General features: G+C 69.1%; 13 protein-coding genes. 5 read left to right on the top strand and 8 right to left on the bottom strand.

Annotated features, from left to right (window positions below):
• Positions 1-590: 590 nt before the first annotated feature.
• The 7 genes from D6T64_RS14970 to D6T64_RS14940 form a co-directional block, all read right to left on the bottom strand.
• Entirely contained in the window at positions 591-2,150 is a 1,560-nt protein-coding gene (locus D6T64_RS14970; protein WP_119975482.1) for a hydrogenase large subunit, read from the bottom strand.
• Positions 2,150-3,682 carry a proton-conducting transporter transmembrane domain-containing protein gene (locus tag D6T64_RS14965; RefSeq protein ID WP_119975481.1) on the bottom strand — a complete coding sequence of 511 codons (1,533 nt, stop codon included), beginning with the start codon at positions 3,680-3,682 and terminating at the stop codon, positions 2,150-2,152. The genes D6T64_RS14970 and D6T64_RS14965 overlap by 1 nt, the downstream gene beginning before the upstream one ends.
• The gene (locus D6T64_RS14960; RefSeq protein ID WP_119975480.1) at positions 3,682-4,341 is read right to left on the bottom strand and encodes a hypothetical protein; all 660 of its coding nucleotides are present in this window, start codon (positions 4,339-4,341) and stop codon (positions 3,682-3,684) included. The genes D6T64_RS14965 and D6T64_RS14960 overlap by 1 nt, the downstream gene beginning before the upstream one ends.
• Positions 4,342-4,349: 8 nt before the next feature.
• On the bottom strand, positions 4,350-5,336 hold the full coding sequence (locus D6T64_RS14955) for a respiratory chain complex I subunit 1 family protein (protein ID WP_233551214.1): 987 nt from the start codon (positions 5,334-5,336) through the stop codon (positions 4,350-4,352).
• Positions 5,333-7,378 carry a proton-conducting transporter transmembrane domain-containing protein gene (locus D6T64_RS14950; protein WP_119975479.1) on the bottom strand — a complete coding sequence of 682 codons (2,046 nt, stop codon included), beginning with the start codon at positions 7,376-7,378 and terminating at the stop codon, positions 5,333-5,335. Before D6T64_RS14950 ends, D6T64_RS14955 begins: the two co-directional genes overlap by 4 nt.
• On the bottom strand, positions 7,375-7,860 hold the full coding sequence (locus D6T64_RS14945; protein WP_119975478.1) for an NADH-quinone oxidoreductase subunit B family protein: 486 nt from the start codon (positions 7,858-7,860) through the stop codon (positions 7,375-7,377). Before D6T64_RS14945 ends, D6T64_RS14950 begins: the two co-directional genes overlap by 4 nt.
• Before the next feature lie 88 nt (positions 7,861-7,948).
• Positions 7,949-8,422, bottom strand: coding sequence for an Lrp/AsnC family transcriptional regulator (locus D6T64_RS14940; RefSeq protein ID WP_119975477.1), 474 nt, complete (start codon positions 8,420-8,422; stop codon positions 7,949-7,951).
• Between the two features lie 175 nt (positions 8,423-8,597).
• On the opposite strand from D6T64_RS14940, the gene pdhA reads away from it, so the two are divergent.
• From pdhA to D6T64_RS14920, 4 genes are all read left to right on the top strand, one after another.
• Positions 8,598-9,749 (top strand): pyruvate dehydrogenase (acetyl-transferring) E1 component subunit alpha, encoded by a 1,152-nt coding sequence (gene pdhA / locus D6T64_RS14935; protein ID WP_119975476.1) that lies wholly within the window; start codon positions 8,598-8,600, stop codon positions 9,747-9,749.
• A 146-nt stretch (positions 9,750-9,895) separates the two neighbouring features.
• A complete protein-coding gene (locus tag D6T64_RS14930; RefSeq protein WP_377010734.1) occupies positions 9,896-10,816 on the top strand; it encodes an alpha-ketoacid dehydrogenase subunit beta in 921 nt (306 codons plus the stop codon).
• A 3-nt stretch (positions 10,817-10,819) separates the two neighbouring features.
• Positions 10,820-12,229: a dihydrolipoamide acetyltransferase family protein gene (locus D6T64_RS14925; RefSeq protein ID WP_119975475.1), complete on the top strand. Its 1,410-nt coding sequence runs from the start codon at positions 10,820-10,822 to the stop codon at positions 12,227-12,229.
• Between the two features lie 31 nt (positions 12,230-12,260).
• Positions 12,261-12,923, top strand: coding sequence for a VOC family protein (locus D6T64_RS14920; protein WP_119975474.1), 663 nt, complete (start codon positions 12,261-12,263; stop codon positions 12,921-12,923).
• Positions 12,924-13,099: 176 nt separating this feature from the next.
• Here D6T64_RS14920 and D6T64_RS14915 read toward each other — a convergent pair whose 3' ends face one another.
• Positions 13,100-13,705: an SACE_7040 family transcriptional regulator gene (locus D6T64_RS14915; RefSeq protein WP_199719179.1), complete on the bottom strand. Its 606-nt coding sequence runs from the start codon at positions 13,703-13,705 to the stop codon at positions 13,100-13,102.
• Between the two features lie 82 nt (positions 13,706-13,787).
• Between D6T64_RS14915 and D6T64_RS14910 the strand changes: the two genes are divergently transcribed.
• A complete protein-coding gene (locus tag D6T64_RS14910) occupies positions 13,788-15,395 on the top strand; it encodes a carboxyl transferase domain-containing protein (protein ID WP_119975472.1) in 1,608 nt (535 codons plus the stop codon).
• The last annotated feature ends 3 nt before the right edge of the window (positions 15,396-15,398 follow it).

Here is a 15,398-nt window from a genome sequence, read left to right as displayed (position 1 = left end):
GCGCGCTCCCTCCCGGCCTTGAGCTCGGCGCCGTGACCGCGGCTGAGGCGCGTGCCGCGGGCCTCAGCGACAAGCGCCTCCGATCGAGCGATCTCGAGCATCCGTTTCACGGAGTCGTGGTCGGAGCGGGCTCGGTGCGCACCCTGCACGACCGGTGTCGGGCGTATCAGACGAGGATGCCCCGGGCTGGGTTCTTCAGTCATTCCACGGCAGCCATGCTCCACGGCCTGCCACTTCCCAGAAGTCTGGAGACCGAACCGTGTGTTCATGTGAGCGTGGTGGCACCCATCCGCGCGCCGCGGGGGGCGGGCGTTGTCGGCCACCGGGTGGACCTGTGCCCCGCGCTGGTGCTCCTCGGGGACCTGAGGGTGGTGACCCCGGTTGGCGCCTGGTGCGAGCTTGGATCCGTTCTCGAATTGGACGATTTGATTGCGGTCGGTGACGGGCTCCTCTGCGGCAGGTATCCATTTGCGACCACTCACGTCGGGAGATGGACCGCCAAGGGACCATTTGCGACCACTCACGACAGTCCCCGTCACGATCGTCCCTCAACGGAAACGTCGCGGGCGCCTGTGGTACCTCGGCGGCCGCTACAGGTCGTTGCCGGCGTAGGACTGGTTGAAGCTCTTGTTCGCCAGGGGGAAGTCGGGAACGATCGTCACGGCCAGGGCGATCGGCAGCGATGGCCAGTTCAGGAATGACGGGTCGACGACCTTTTCGCGGGCGATCGTGCCGTCGGTGGCCAGCTCCACGCGGTGCGCGATCGTGCCGCGCCATCCTTCGACGAGCCCGAGCCCTGACCGGATTCCGGCGCCCGAGGTGTCTGCACCGGCCTCGGCCGTGCGGCCGCTGCCGAGCCGGCTTTCGGGGAACGCCACATCGAGGCGTGAGATGAGCCCGATGATGACGGCCGTCGACACCTGGAACTCGCGCGCCCGCACCTGGTACCGGCTGAGCACATCCCCGCCGGTCTCGGTGACGACCGCGAAGGCGTCGCCAAGCTCGACGAAGGGGTGGTCCTGGCGGGCGTCGACGCCGAGGCCGGAGGCCCGGGCCACGTAGCCGAGGGTTCCGATCGTGCGGGCCTGCGTGGTGGGCAGCGCAGCGGTGCCGGTGAACCGGTCGCGCACGATTGCGTGGCTGAGCGTGATGGCGACGATCTCGGCCAGGGCCGCAGCGATCCGCCGCAATTCGATCGGGTCCGGGAGGGTGTGCACCGACACCCCGCCGAGGCTGAGCGCGCCGCGCAGCAGTCGGTGGCCGGTCACGGCCTTGTTGATGCGCAGCAGCGTCTCGCGCAGCTGCTGCGCGTGGGCGTCGACGATGGCGAAGCCGGTGTCGTTGGCGAGCGACCCGAGGTCGGTCGCGTGGTTGTACAGGCGCTCCAGCTCGAGCAGCAGGGCGCGCACGAGCCGGTCGGGTTCGGAGACCTCGATGCCGGCCGCGGCCTCGACGGCCATCAGGTAGGCGAGCGAGTGCCCGATCGCGGTGTCGCCGCTGATCTGCTCGGCCAGTTCGATGCCGGCGGCGGGCAGGCGCCCCTGGAACAGCTTCTCCATCCCGCGGTGCAGGTAGTACTGGCGGGCCTCCATGCGCACGATCGTCTCGCCGACGACCGAGAACCGAAAATGGCCCGGTTCGATGACACCCGCGTGAATCGGCCCGACGGCGATCTCGTATACGCCGGGGCCTTCGACCTCCACAAACGGAAACGACTCGACGTCGGGTTCGAACTCCGGCATTGGGTTCGGGTCTGCCAGCATCGGGTACCAGCCGCGCGGCCAGTGGCCGTGGCGCACGAGGCGGTGCGGCTGGGGGTGATTGTGCGGGCGCACGCCGAAGAGGTCGCGCATCTCGCGTTCGAAGTTGCCTGCCGCGAGCGAGAGGTGAGCGAGCGAGGGGATCCAAGCGTCCGCTTTCGGAATGCGCACGGTCAGCTCGACGAGCCGGGCGGTGGCCGCGAAGACGTAGACGATGCGGAACTCGGCATCGTCGTCGTGGCAGGCCACGAGTGCCAGGCGGTAGCTGTCTTCCGGCGTCGTGCCGTTCAGCAGACCGGATGCCGCGGCGCTGAGGTCGTCGCGGCTGACCGAGCGGCGGTCCACCAGGGGAGCCGGCGGGGCCGGCGGCGTGGTCAGAGATTCGGGCATCAGTTCGTCCCTCCCAGAACGGCGACGGCACGTTCGAGGAGGTCCCCGATCGGGTGGGCGATAAAGGCGACGCTCGCGGTGACAGCGAGGGCGAGAATGATCGGCAGGATCGGGCCGTGGGTGGAGAAATCCCGCACCAGCAGGGTCTCATCACCCGAACCGGTCCGGATGGTCGTGATCGACTGGGTCGACCCGGAGGGGATCGAACCGGTCGCGGAAGCGACCTCGGCAACCGGCGCCGGGGAGCCGAGCACCATGCCCATGGTCAGTCGGGTGAGGCCGGCGAAGATGACGAGCAGCAGGAACAGGGCGATCATGACGACGAGGCCCATGCCTTCGGCCCAGCCGGCCATGATGATGCCGACCTCGGAGAAGAAGATGCTGAACGGCGGAAACCCGACGAGGGCGGCCATCGCCACGAGCCACGGCACCGCGAGTCCCGGCCGTCGGGCCAGGAGGGCCCGCACGTTGGCGATCACCGGGGTGCCCTCGATGTGCAGGATGCGGCCGGAGATCACGAACAGGGTCGCCTTGATCAGGCCGTGACCGAGCATGTACAGCAGCACGGCGGGGAGCGCGGCGGGGCCGATGGCCACGCCGAGGGCCATCAGGCCCATGTGTTCGATGCTGGAGTAGGCCAGCATCCGCTTGTAATCGACCTGGCGGATGAGCAGTGAGGCCGCGATCGCGAGCGAGAGCAGGCCGCCGATGCTGAGCATGGTGCGCAGAAAATCGGGGCCGATGACGAGGTTGGTGATGGTTTGGATGCGCAGGATCGCGTAGAGCGCGACGGCGAGCAGCACACCCGACATCAGGCCGGACACCGGGGCCGGGGCCTGGCTGTGGGCGTCGGGCAGCCAGCTGTGCATCGGGGCGAGGCCGGACTTGGTCGCGAATCCCAGCACGGCGAGCGCGCCGCCGGCGGTGATCAGGGCCGGGTCGAGGGGGAGATCGGCCTGGCTGAGCAGCAGCCAGGACAGCGTGGGAGTTTCGGTCTCGCGGCTTGCCGCGTAGATCAGCACGATGCCGAGCAGGGCGATGGCGACACCGACACTGCCGAGGATGACGTATTTCCAGGCGGCTTCGAGCGAGCTGCGGGTGCGGTGGTGCCCGACGAGGAAAGCCGTGGTGATGGTCGTCGCCTCGATGGCGGCCCACATCAGGCCGATGCTGTCGGCGAGCACCGCGAGGCTCATCGCGGCGAGGAACAGGGAGATCAGGGCTTCGAAGATGCCGGCGCTCTGGCCGCGACTGTCGGCGGCGGTCTTGAGGCCGCCCCAGGTGGAGATCAGGCCGACGGCGCCGACCACGGTGAGCATGTAGGCGGAGAGCGCGTCGGCGCGCAGCATGCCGCCGCCCGCCGTCGGGACCTGGTCGTTCATGACGGCGGTGACGAGGAGAACGCCGGAGGCGAGCACAACGACGCTCGAAGCGAGGCCGAGAAAACGGCGGGCGGGACTCGACCCGAGGGCGAGGCTCAGCACGGCCAGCACGAGCGGGCCGACCAGGGGGGTCCAAAGGGCGAATTCCATTAGTCGTGCAGCTCTCTGAGTTGATCGACGTCGGTTCCGCCGAACTTGTTGCGCATGCGGCCGGCGAAGACGTAGAGGATGACGACGACGAGCAGAACGTCGAGCGACACCGCGAATTCAAGAAGGATGGGGACGCCGCCGCTGGTCAGGAACGCGACCGTGGCAATGCCGTTGTCGAGCAGCAGGAAGCCGATCAGCTGCGACCGGGCGCGGCGACGGGAGATCAGCAACAGGAAACCGATGAGCACCATGGCGAGGCCGATCGGCGCGGCATGGGAGGTGACGCTCGTGCCGAGGCCGATGAGCTGGCTCATCACGATGTAGCTGAGAATCGTGAGGATCGTCACGATCAGCAGCGATGCGGTCGGGTTCAGCCGCGGTGCCTCTTTGATGGCTCGGGCGCCGGCTTCGGTCTCGTGGGCGAGCACCCACGGCAGGCCGACGCCCTTGGTCGCGATGATGAGCAGGGCCACGAAGAGCAGTTCGACCTCGTTTTCCTGTACGCCGATGACGGCGACCAGGGCAGCGAGGGACAGGCCCTGCGCCGAGAGGAGACGGATCGAGGCGAGCAGGGTGTGTCGCCACACCATCAGGGCGCTCGTCAGGAGCAGGGCGCCGGTGCAGAGACCGACCAGTTGGGCATACACACTGTCAAACACGGATGCTCCTAAGCGACCAGGTAGGAAGCGGTTACGGCGAGGAACGCGAGGGCAAAGGACCCCGCGAGCAGTTCGGGCACCTGGAACAGGCGCACCTTGGCGAGGAAGACCTCACCCACGCTCAGCAGCACGCCGAGCAGCAGCACCTTCACGGTGATGGCGACGGCGCCGATCAGCACCCCGAGCACGCTGAACTCGGTGACGACGCCCCAAGGGAACGCGAGGTTGCCGACGAGGCCGAGCAGCGCGGCGAGCTTCAGCCAGGAGCCGAGTTCGAGCCAAGCCAGGTCGCGACCGGAGGCCTCGAGCGTCATGGCCTCGTGCAGCATCGTGACTTCGAGGTGGGTGCCCGGGTTGTCGATCGGCAGGCGTCCGGTCTCGGCCATGATCGCGATGGACAGGGCGACGAGGGCGAGCACGCTGACGGGGGAGATGATGACGCCGGGGGTGTCCAGGCGGGCACCGACGATGAGCGACAACGTCGAGGTGCCGGCCGGAATCGAGAGGGCGTAGACCGAGAGCAGCAGGGTCGGTTCGACAAGCGCGGCGACGGTCATATGACGGCTCGAGCCCATACCGCCGAATGCGGTGCCGCCGTCGAGGCCGACGAGCGCGAGGGCGACGACCCCGATGAGCATCACCGAGACGATCACGAACAGGTCGCTCGGGAGGAAGTCGAGCGACAGGGTGCCGACCAGCGGCAGCAGCACGCACAGCAGCAGGCTCGACACGACGAGGGCGACCGGACCGACCCTGAGCATCCAGCTGCTGTCGGCGGCCCGTACGGGATCCTTGCCGAGGAGCTTGCGCAGGTCGCGCCAGGGTTGCAGGATTCCGGCGCCACGGCGCCCTTCGATCCGGGCACGCACCTGGCGGATCAGGCCGACGAGCAGCGGCGAGATCACGATGAACAGCACGACCTGCACGAGGGCGATGACCACGGCGGGCCAGTTCAGGCCGGCCAGGTCCTGGGTATTGACGGCCAGAACAGTCACAGCGACACCACAATCAGCACGATCAACAGGGCGGTAAAGGAATAGGTGAGGTAGCGATGGATGCTGCCGTTGGCGACATGCCGCACGACGATGCCGAAGCGCTGCAGGAAGTTGAGCATGGGGCGGTAGAACCGGGTCTCGAAGACGTCGGTGACCTTCTGCTCGACCTGCACCCGTTCGACGAGGTAGCGGGATTCACCCACGTGGGTGACCTGCACGTCGCGGGTCGGTTTGAGCACGTCGTCGAAGACCCGCACGAGCGGTTCGGCGTAAGACGTGGCCGTGTACTGCATGCGCGGCCGGGCGCGTGAACCGCCGCCGCCCCAGGGCAGGTCGTTGGCGCGGGCGGGGTGCTTGGCGGCGGAGAGCACGATGGCGATGAGCACCGGGATGCCGACGAGGGCGGCGAGGATGGTCAGCAGCAGCGGGTCGAGCACGGCGCCGATGCCGGGCAGGGCGACGCCGGAGATTCCGATCGCGGCGACCGCGGTATCGGCCGAAGAAGACGCCGCCCCGGCCCCGCTGGAGGCTACCGTGGCCAGTACGGCCTCCGAGATCGGACCGGGCAGCAGGCCCAGGGCGAGCACCATGAGGGCCCCGAGCGCGAGGGCGAGGCGCATCATCACCGGGACTTCGCGGGCATCCGCTGCCTCGGGCGACCGGGGCCGGGCGAGGAACGCGATGCCGTACGCCTTGACGAAGGTCAACAGGGCGAGGCCCGCGGTGAGGGCGATCACGGCAACGGCGAGGGGCATGGCGACGGATGCGGCCACCGAGACGACCTCTCCGTTCAACCGGCCGCCGTGAATGAGCGACTGCAGCAGCATCCATTCGGCGACGAAGCCCGAGGTGATCGGCAGCGCGGCGGCGCCCATGGCGCCAATGCCGAAGGCGGCGGCGGTCCACGGCATGCGGCGGCCGAGGCCGCCGAGCCGGTCGAGGTTGCGTTCGCCGGTGGCGTGGATGACCGCGCCGGCGCCGAGGAACAGGGTCGCCTTGAAGGCGGCGTGGCTCACGGCGAGCAGCAGGGCCGCGACGAGGGCGGTATCCGCTGCCGCGGTGGCGTCGTAGCTGCGCAGCAGCATCGAGGCGCCGAGGCCGAGGAAGACCAGGCCCATGTTCTCGGTCGTGGAATAGGCCAGCAGCACCTTGAGGTCGCTCGAGACCGAGGCTTGCAGGATGCCGTACAGAGCGGATGCCCCGCCGAGCACCATGATCATGATGCCCCACCAGGCCGGGGCTTCGGGGAGCAGCCGCACGCAGACGACGAGGGCGCCGTAGACGCCGATCTTCACCATCGCCCCGCTCATCGCGGCCGAGACGTGGCTCGGGGCCTCGGGCAGTACCCGCGGCACCCAGACGTGCAGGGGTACCAGTTCGGCCTTGCCGCCGAAGCCGAGCACGAAGAGCACGAAAGCGAGGTTGGCGGCGAAGCTTCCTGGCTCGACGGTCGCCATCGCGGTGAAGCTCGTGCCGCCGGTCGCCCCGGCGAGCACGGCGAAGCCGGCGAGGATGAAGAAGAAGCTGAGCTGGCTCATGGCCGAATACCAGATACCGGCGGAGGAGACGGATGCCCGCGCGGCGTGGTCGGCGAGCAGCAGCACCGTGGAGCCGAGCGTCATGATCTCCCAGGCGAGGAGGAAGGAAACAGAGTCGGCGGCGGCCGGCACGAGCTGCATGCCGACGAGGAACACCGGCATCGCGGCCCAGGCGGTGCGGCTGCCTTCCGGGCCCCGGCGGGCCGAGCTCATACCGAAGAGGGACACGATCAGGCCGACGGCGCTGACGACGGCCATGAAGAGGCCGCCGAGCCGGTCGGGGGAGAGAGTGAGGGCATCCATCGGCAGCACGACCGGGATGGTCAGGGTGCCGCTCGCGCCGGTCATGGCGGCGAGGCCGGTTGCCAGCCCGACCGCGGCCAGCGCGGCGCTGGCCAGGCCGGTCGCGCGGGAACGCCAGGCCGGAGCAACGAGCAGGGCGATGGTCACGGCGACCGCGGCGAGCGTGAGCTGCAGCAGCAGCCCGGCGGTGACGGCGCTCATCGGCCGGTCAGCTGACGCAGGGCACGCACGATGGCGGCGGGTTCCGGCGGGCTGCCGGGCACTTCGATGTCGATGTGCACGAAGTCGCGCAGGGGACCGGCGATACCGTAGCCGTCGCCGGCGACGCCGCCGGTGAGGGCGCAGTCGCCGACCGCGATGACGAACCGGGGGGTGGGGGTCGCTTCGATCGTGCGGCGCAGGGGTTCGGCCATGTTGCGGGTCACCGATCCCGTGATGAGCAGCACGTCGGCGTGACGGGGGGACGGGACGAGGCGGGCGCCGTAGCGTTCGACGTCGTAGACCGGGCCGAAAGCCGCGGATACCTCGAGGGGGCAGTCATTGCAGCCCCCGGCATTGATGTACCGCACCTGCACGCTGCCGCCGAGAACCTCGGCCCCTGGAAACAGGGGCGGCCTCTCGGGAGCCGGTTCCGCGATGTGGTGACCTCGACCGATGAGGGTGGCCAGCCTCAGAACGCTCACTTCAAACTTCCCATTACTTCTTTATATCTCTATATGATGAATTTAGCAAATAGATTTCTGCGCTCCGAGGACGGAACCGCGCGGTGTGCTACGCCTGGCGGGAGGCCCGATCGAGCAGGGGGGTGAGGCGGAAGGGGATGACCTCGCCCATGGCCAAGGAGGTTTCGGTGCGGTCGACACCCTCGCAGGCAAGGATAGTTCCGTCGATGCGAAACAGGTCATCGGCATCCCGGCAGACGACCCGCACGAGCAGGTCGGCGGGGCCGCTCATGCCGTGGGCCTGCACGATTTCGGGAATGCGGGCCAGCTCGACGACGATCTGGGCCAGGCGTTTCTGCTGCACGTGCACCTCGATGAACGCCGTCAGCGGGTAGCCGAGCGCGACCGGGTTGATGCGCCGGTCGAAGGCCAGAAAGGTGCCCGTCGCGTCGAGGCGGCCCAGGCGGGCCTGCACGGTGTTGCGGGAGAGCCCGAGGCGTTGGGCAAGGGCGACGACGGTGCTGCGCGGGTCGGCGCAGAGCGCCCGGAGCAGCTGGATATCGGTGCGGTCGAAGCTGTGCATAGTGCCACACGCTAACACGCCCAACCCCACCCGGATAGGGCACATTGCTCAATGAAAGTCAGGGCGGTTGTGCCCTCTGTCACCTGCGAACTACGCTCACACCAACTTAAGTTCGACCCCACTTCGGTTCGTCCCAACTTCAGCTCGACATTAGCAATGACGCTAGGAGCGGCTCATGCACGATTTACCACCCCACGGCGCGGCCGACAACGGCTCCCCCCTCGATGACGATTTCATCCAGCTTCTCTCGGAATCCGGCGAACGGATGCCCAACGCCGAGTTCGATCCCTGGGTGCGGGATATCGGGGCGGCCGGCCTGGCGGCTCTCTATGACGACCTCGTCGTGGTTCGCCGGCTCGACACCGAGGCCACCGCCCTGCAACGCCAGGGTGAGCTCGGACTGTGGCCGCCAATGCTCGGCCAGGAGGCAGCCCAGATCGGCTCCGCCCGTGCGCTGCACCCCGACGATTTCGTCTTCACGAGCTACCGCGAGAACGCGGTCGCCTATTGCCGCGGGGTCGGCCTGACCGACCTCGTGAAGGTCTGGCGGGGCAACGCGCAATCCGGCTGGGATCCCGCATCCGTCGGCATGGCCGTTCCGGCCATCATCATCGGCGCCCAGACCCTGCATGCCACCGGCTGGGCGCTCGGCGCGCAGTTCGACGGCGCCGACTCCGTAGCCGTGACGTACTTCGGCGACGGCGCCACGAGCGAGGGCGACGTGAACGAGGCCATGGTCTTCGCCGCGAGCTTCCAGGTGCCCGTGGTGTTCTTCTGCCAGAACAACCAGTGGGCCATCAGCGAGCCGGTCGGCCTGCAGGCCCGCGTGCATATCGCCGAGCGAGCGCCGGGATTCGGCATCCCGAGCCTGCGCGTCGACGGCAACGACGTGCTCGCCGTGATGGCCGCGACCCGGGTCGCCCTCGACCGGGCGCGCTCCGGCGGCGGCCCAACGTTCATCGAGGCCGTCACCTACCGGATGGGACCGCACACGACAGCGGATGACCCCACCCGGTACCGGGATCCGGCCGACCTCGCCAGGTGGGCCGAACGCGATCCCATTCTGCGGCTGCGACGATTGCTCGACGCGGAAGGGCTGTTCACGCCGGAGTTCGAGGCGGCCACGGCGGCCCACGCCGATGCCGCGGCAGCCGAACTGCGGGCGGGCTGCATCGGCCTGGCCGATCCGGAGCCGCTGAGCGTGTTCGACAACGTCTATACGACCCCGCAGGCAACCCTCGACCGGCAGCGAGCCGGCTATGCCGCCTATCTCGCCAGCTTTGAGAGCAGCGACACCCGCTCGAGCAATGAAGGAGCATCCGTCTGATGACTATTCTCGATCGGTCCCCGATGAGTCCAACGCCGATGAGTCCAACGCCGCTGCGTCACCCCAATGCTGCCGGGCCCGTCGGCCTGACCGACACCACGACCCTCACGCTCGCCAAGGCCATCAACGCCGGACTTCGGCAGGCCATGCTCGACGATCCCAAGGTCGTGCTGCTCGGTGAGGACATCGGCGCGCTCGGCGGGGTTTTTCGGGTGACGAGCGACCTGCTGCGCGAATTCGGCCCGCACCGGGTCATCGACACGCCGCTGGCCGAATCGGCCATCATCGGCACCGCCGTCGGGCTCGCCTACCGCGGCTACCGCCCGGTCTGCGAGATCCAATTCGACGGCTTCATCTTTCCCGGTTTCGACCAGATCGTGAGCCAGGTCGCCAAGCTGCACTATCGCACCCAGGGCGCGGTGCGCATGCCGATCACGATTCGGGTGCCCTTCGGCGGGGGCATCGGCGCCGCCGAGCACCACTCCGAATCGCCCGAGGCGTACTTCACCCACACCTCCGGCCTGCGCGTGATTGCCGTCTCCGACCCGCAAAACGCTTACAGCCTGCTGCGCCAGGCCATCGCCAGCGACGACCCGGTGCTCTACTTCGAACCCAAGCGTCGCTACCACGTCAAGGGCGAGGTCGAGCCGACGCTCGGTTCCCCGATGGAGCGTGCCGTCATCGTGAGCCCCGGCAGCCAGGTCACCCTCATCACCTACGGCGCCCTGGTGTCGACCGCACGCGACGCGGCCCTCGCCGCGGCCGACGAGGGCGTCTCCATCGAGGTCATCGACCTCCGTTCGCTGTCACCGGTCGATTACGCGACCGTGGAGGCATCCGTTCGCAAGACCGGGCGGCTCGTCGTGACCCACGAGGCCGCCCAGTCCGGCGGCGTGGGCGGCGAAATCGTGGCCAGCATCACCGAGCGCTGCTTCGACTACCTCGAGGCGGCGCCGGTGCGGGTGACCGGATTCGACATCCCCTACCCGCCGGCGAAGCTCGAACGGCACCACCTGCCCGACCTCGACCGCATCCTCGCGGGCGTTGACCGGGTGTTGGGGCGCTGAGAGATGATCCGCGTCTTCAGCCTGCCCGACCTCGGTGAGGGCCTCACCGAATCGGAGATCGTCGCCTGGCACGTCGCACCGGGGGACACCGTGACCCTCAACCAGCACATCGCCGACGTCGAGACGGCGAAAGCAGTCGTCGAACTACCGAGCCCGTTCAGCGGCGTCGTCAGCGAGCTGCACCGGCCCGAGGGGGTGCTCGTGCACGTGGGCGACCCCATCGTCTCGTTCGAGGTCGTCGGGGCGGACGCTGTCGACGACTCGGGTGACTCCAGTGATTCCGGAGCCCCCGCCGCGCCGGTGCCGACCAAACGCGAAGCGAACCTCGTGGGCTACGGACCCGACGCCGAACGCGAGGGGCGGCCGAAACGGCGGGCCCGGCCCGGCAGTGCGGCGTGCGCGACGCCGGTGCCGCTCGCCACCGTGACCAGCCCGGGGCTGCCCGTCGCCGTGACGAGCTCGGTGGCGAACCCGGTGGCCGCAGCGCCGGGGGCAACGACCATGGAACGCCCGCGGTCCACCCCTCCGGTGCGGATGCTCGCCCGCGACCTCGGCGTCGACCTCACGCGGATCACCGGCACCGGTGCGCACGGCGTCATCACCCGCGACGACGTGCGAGCAGTCGGGGTGACGCCCGAAACTGTCCCGGTCGCCGATGCGCCGTCGGTCTTCGGCGCGCCGAGCGGCACGAGAGAGAGCCGCACGCCGATCAAAAGCCTGCGCAAACTGACCGCGGCGGCCATGGTCCAGAGCGCGTTCACGGCACCGCACGTGACCGAGTTCCTGACGATCGACGTGACCCCGACGATCGACCTGCTCGAGACCATCAATACGGCCGGCGCGCGGGAAGGCGCCGGGCGGGTCGGTCTCCTCGCCGTCGTGGCGCAGGCGCTGTGCCTGGCCGTGGCACGCACCCCCAGCGTGAACACCCGATGGGACGAGGCGGCCGGTGAAATCGTCCAGTTCCATTACGTCAACCTCGGCATCGCGGCCGCCACCCCGCGCGGCCTGATGGTGCCGGTGATAGCGGATGCCGACCGGCTCGGCCTCGCCGGTCTGGCCGACTCCCTCGCCCGCCTCACCGCGGCCGCGCGCTCGGGAACGACGACGCCCGCCGCGCTCGCCGGGGGCACCATCACGATCACCAACATCGGCGTGTTCGGCATTGATGCCGGAACGCCCATTCTGAACCCGGGGGAAGCGGCGATCCTGGCCATGGGCGCCATCCGTCGCACGCCCTGGGAATTCCGGGGCGACATCGCGCTTCGCCAGGTGATGACGCTGAGCCTGTCGTTCGACCATCGCCTCGTCGACGGCGAGCAGGGCTCCCGGTTTCTCGCCGACGTGGGCCGGATCCTGGCGAATCCGGGCCTGGCGCTGACGATGTTGGGAGCGACGCCGGGCGCCGCTTGACCGGGCGGCGTTCCGGGAGCAGAGTGGCGGCATGACCCGAAGCGCAGTACTCCTGGCTCCCCATGACACCGCCGGCCAGATCGCGGGCAGCGCGTTCATCCACCTCGACGGGGCCCTGTTCGCCTCGTACACCACGGCGGATTTCGCCTCGGCGGTGCAGCTTCTGACCGCTGTCACCGTCGTCGCCGAATCCCTCGATCACCATCCCGAGGTACGCCTCGGCTACGGGCGCATCTCCTTCAAATTGAGCTCCCACGACGTGAACGGCGTGACGAAGAAGGACCTGCTGCTCGCCGAGCGCATCCAGGACCTGGCGGACGGCATCGGAGCCGGACCGGTGCGCGTGCCCCCGAGCCGGTACGATATAGCCATCGACTGCAGCGATGCGGATGCGATCCGTCCCTTCTGGCGGGCCAGCCTCGGCTACGAGGAGGCCATTGGCAGCGACGGCATCGAACTCGTCGACCCGCGCGGCCTCGCGCCCCGGGTCTGGTTTCAGCACATGGAGATCGCCCGCACCGACCGCAACCGCATCCACCTCGACGTCTACGTGCCCACCGACGACGCCGAGGCCCGGGTCGAGGCGGTCGTGCTGGCCGGCGGCACACTGCTCACCGACGAGCACGCGCCCGATTGGTGGGTACTCGCCGACGTCGAGGGAAACGAAATCTGCATCTGCACGGCCCCCAACTAGCCCCGCGCATCGTGTTGGCGACGGGGGCGGCATCCGCTCGCGCGCGAGGTGGCGGCGAATTCAGGAGATCCGGTCGTCGCGCGGCTCCGGGCCGCCGAACCAGTGTGGTGGTTGGCAGGTTTCCTGAATTAGCCCCCGGGTGCCGGGGTCAGCGGGGGCAGCGGGGTCAGCGCCGGTCAGCGTGGGGTTAGGGCGGCGAGCGCCATCTCTTCGAGCAGGGCCCGCACCGTCTCGGCCGGGGCGCTGGCGGCGGCGGCGCTGTGCGGTGTGGAGTTAATCAGGCCGAAGGTGGCGTGCGCGCGCATGCGCAGCAGGGTCACCGGGGTCGACGGATGCACCTGGCCGAGCACGCTCACCCACAGTTCGACGTAGGCGCGTTGCAGTGCCCGCACGCGGTGCCGGTCGGTGTCGGGCAGGCTGCCGAGGTCGCGGTCCTGTACCCGGATCACGTCGGGGTTGTCGAGGGCGAAGCGCACGTGGAAGCGCACCAGCGCGGCGAGCGCGCCCGGGGCATCCGCTGCCGCGTCGACGACGGCCTGGCCGCCCGTCATCAGGTCATCGCTCGCGCCGACCAGCAACGCCGTGAGCACCGCCTGCTTGCCGGTGAAGTGCCGGTAGACGGCGGGGCCGCTCACGCCCACGGCGGCGCCGAGGTCTTCGATCGAGACGCCGTTGAATCCGGAGCGGGCGAACAGTTCCGCGGCGGCGGCGAGCAGGGCGTCGCGTCGGCTGGCCTTGGCGCGGCTGCGCAGGGTAGGCATGAGGTCCTCTCGACTGGACATTTCAGTTAGTGCTGACTAACCTAATTCTGAGTTAGTAATCACTAACTGTACCGGTGCATGACACGTTCAATGGAGAGCTGTCTTGGAGACACTCGTGAGCCGTATCGACTCGCACGATTCGGACTTCGCCGCCAACGCCGCCGACCAGCGCCAGCTCGCCGCCGACCTTGCCGCTCGTCTCGCCGTCGCCGCCCACGGCGGTCCGGAAGCCTCCCGGCAGCGCCACCTCGCCCGCGGCAAGCTGTTGCCCCGCGACCGCATCGACGCCCTGCTCGATACCGGCAGCCCCTTTCTCGAGATCGCGCCGCTCGCCGCGACCGGCCTCTACGATGACGGATGCCCCGGCGCCGGCGTCATCGCCGGCATCGGCCTCGTGCACGGCCGCTTCGTGCTCGTGATCTGCAACGACGCCACCGTCAAGGGCGGCACCTACTACCCGATGACCGTCAAGAAGCACTTGCGCGCGCAGGAGATCGCCCGCGACAACCACCTGCCCTGCATCTACCTCGTCGACTCCGGCGGGGCCTTCCTGCCCATGCAGGACGAGGTCTTTCCCGACCGGGACCACTTCGGACGCATCTTCTACAACCAGGCACGGATGTCGGCGGCCAAGATCCCGCAGATCGCCGCCGTGCTCGGCTCCTGCACGGCCGGCGGCGCCTACGTGCCGGCCATGAGCGACGAGACCGTCATCGTGCGCGGCCAGGGCACCATCTTCCTCGGCGGCCCGCCGCTCGTGAAGGCCGCGATCGGCGAGATCGTGACCGCCGAAGAGCTCGGCGGCGGCGAACTGCACTCGACCGTGTCGGGCGTCACCGACCACCTCGCCGAAAACGACCGGCACGCCCTGCAGATCGTGCGCGACATCGTCTCCACCCTGCCGGAGCCGACTGGCCCGGCCTGGACCGTGCGCGCGAGCACACCCCCTGCGGTCGACGAATCCGAGCTCTACGGGGTCGTTCCGGTCGATGTGCAGGCCCCCTATGACGTGCGCGAGATCATCGCCCGCCTCGTCGACGGCAGCGAATTCCACGAATTCAAGCGGGACTACGGAGTGACGCTCGTCACCGGCTTCGCCCACATCCATGGTCACCCGGTCGGCATCGTCGCCAACAACGGCATCCTGTTCAGCGAATCCGCGCAGAAGGGCGCCCACTTCATCGAACTCTGCGACCAGCGCGGTATCCCACTTCTTTTCCTGCAGAACATCTCCGGTTTCATGGTCGGCCGGGACGCCGAGGCCGGCGGCATCGCCAAGCACGGCGCCAAGATGGTCACCGCCGTCGCGACCGCCCGGGTGCCCAAACTCACGGTCGTGATCGGCGGCTCGTTCGGCGCCGGCAACTACTCCATGTGTGGCCGCGCCTACTCGCCACGGTTCCTCTGGATGTGGCCCGGAAGCCGGGTCTCCGTGATGGGCGGGCCGCAGGCAGCATCCGTTCTTGCCACTGTGAAGCGGGAGCAGATAGAGGCTCGCGGCGAAGCCTGGCCGGCCGCCGACGAGGCGGCCTTTCGTGCGCCGATCGTCGAGAAATACGAGGAACAGGGCAGCCCCTACTATTCCACCGCCCGGCTCTGGGACGACGGGGTCATCGACCCGGCCGACACCCGCACCGTACTCGGCCTCGCGCTCGCCGTGGTCGCCGCCGCCCCGCTACCCGAGACCGCCTTCGGTCTCTTCCGGATGTGACAG

This window comes from Cryobacterium melibiosiphilum (assembly GCF_003602235.1).
Taxonomy (GTDB): Bacteria; Actinomycetota; Actinomycetes; order Actinomycetales; family Microbacteriaceae; genus Cryobacterium; species Cryobacterium melibiosiphilum.
Note: the sequence above shows the minus strand (reverse complement) of the source record. Positions and strands in the feature narration are given on the sequence as shown.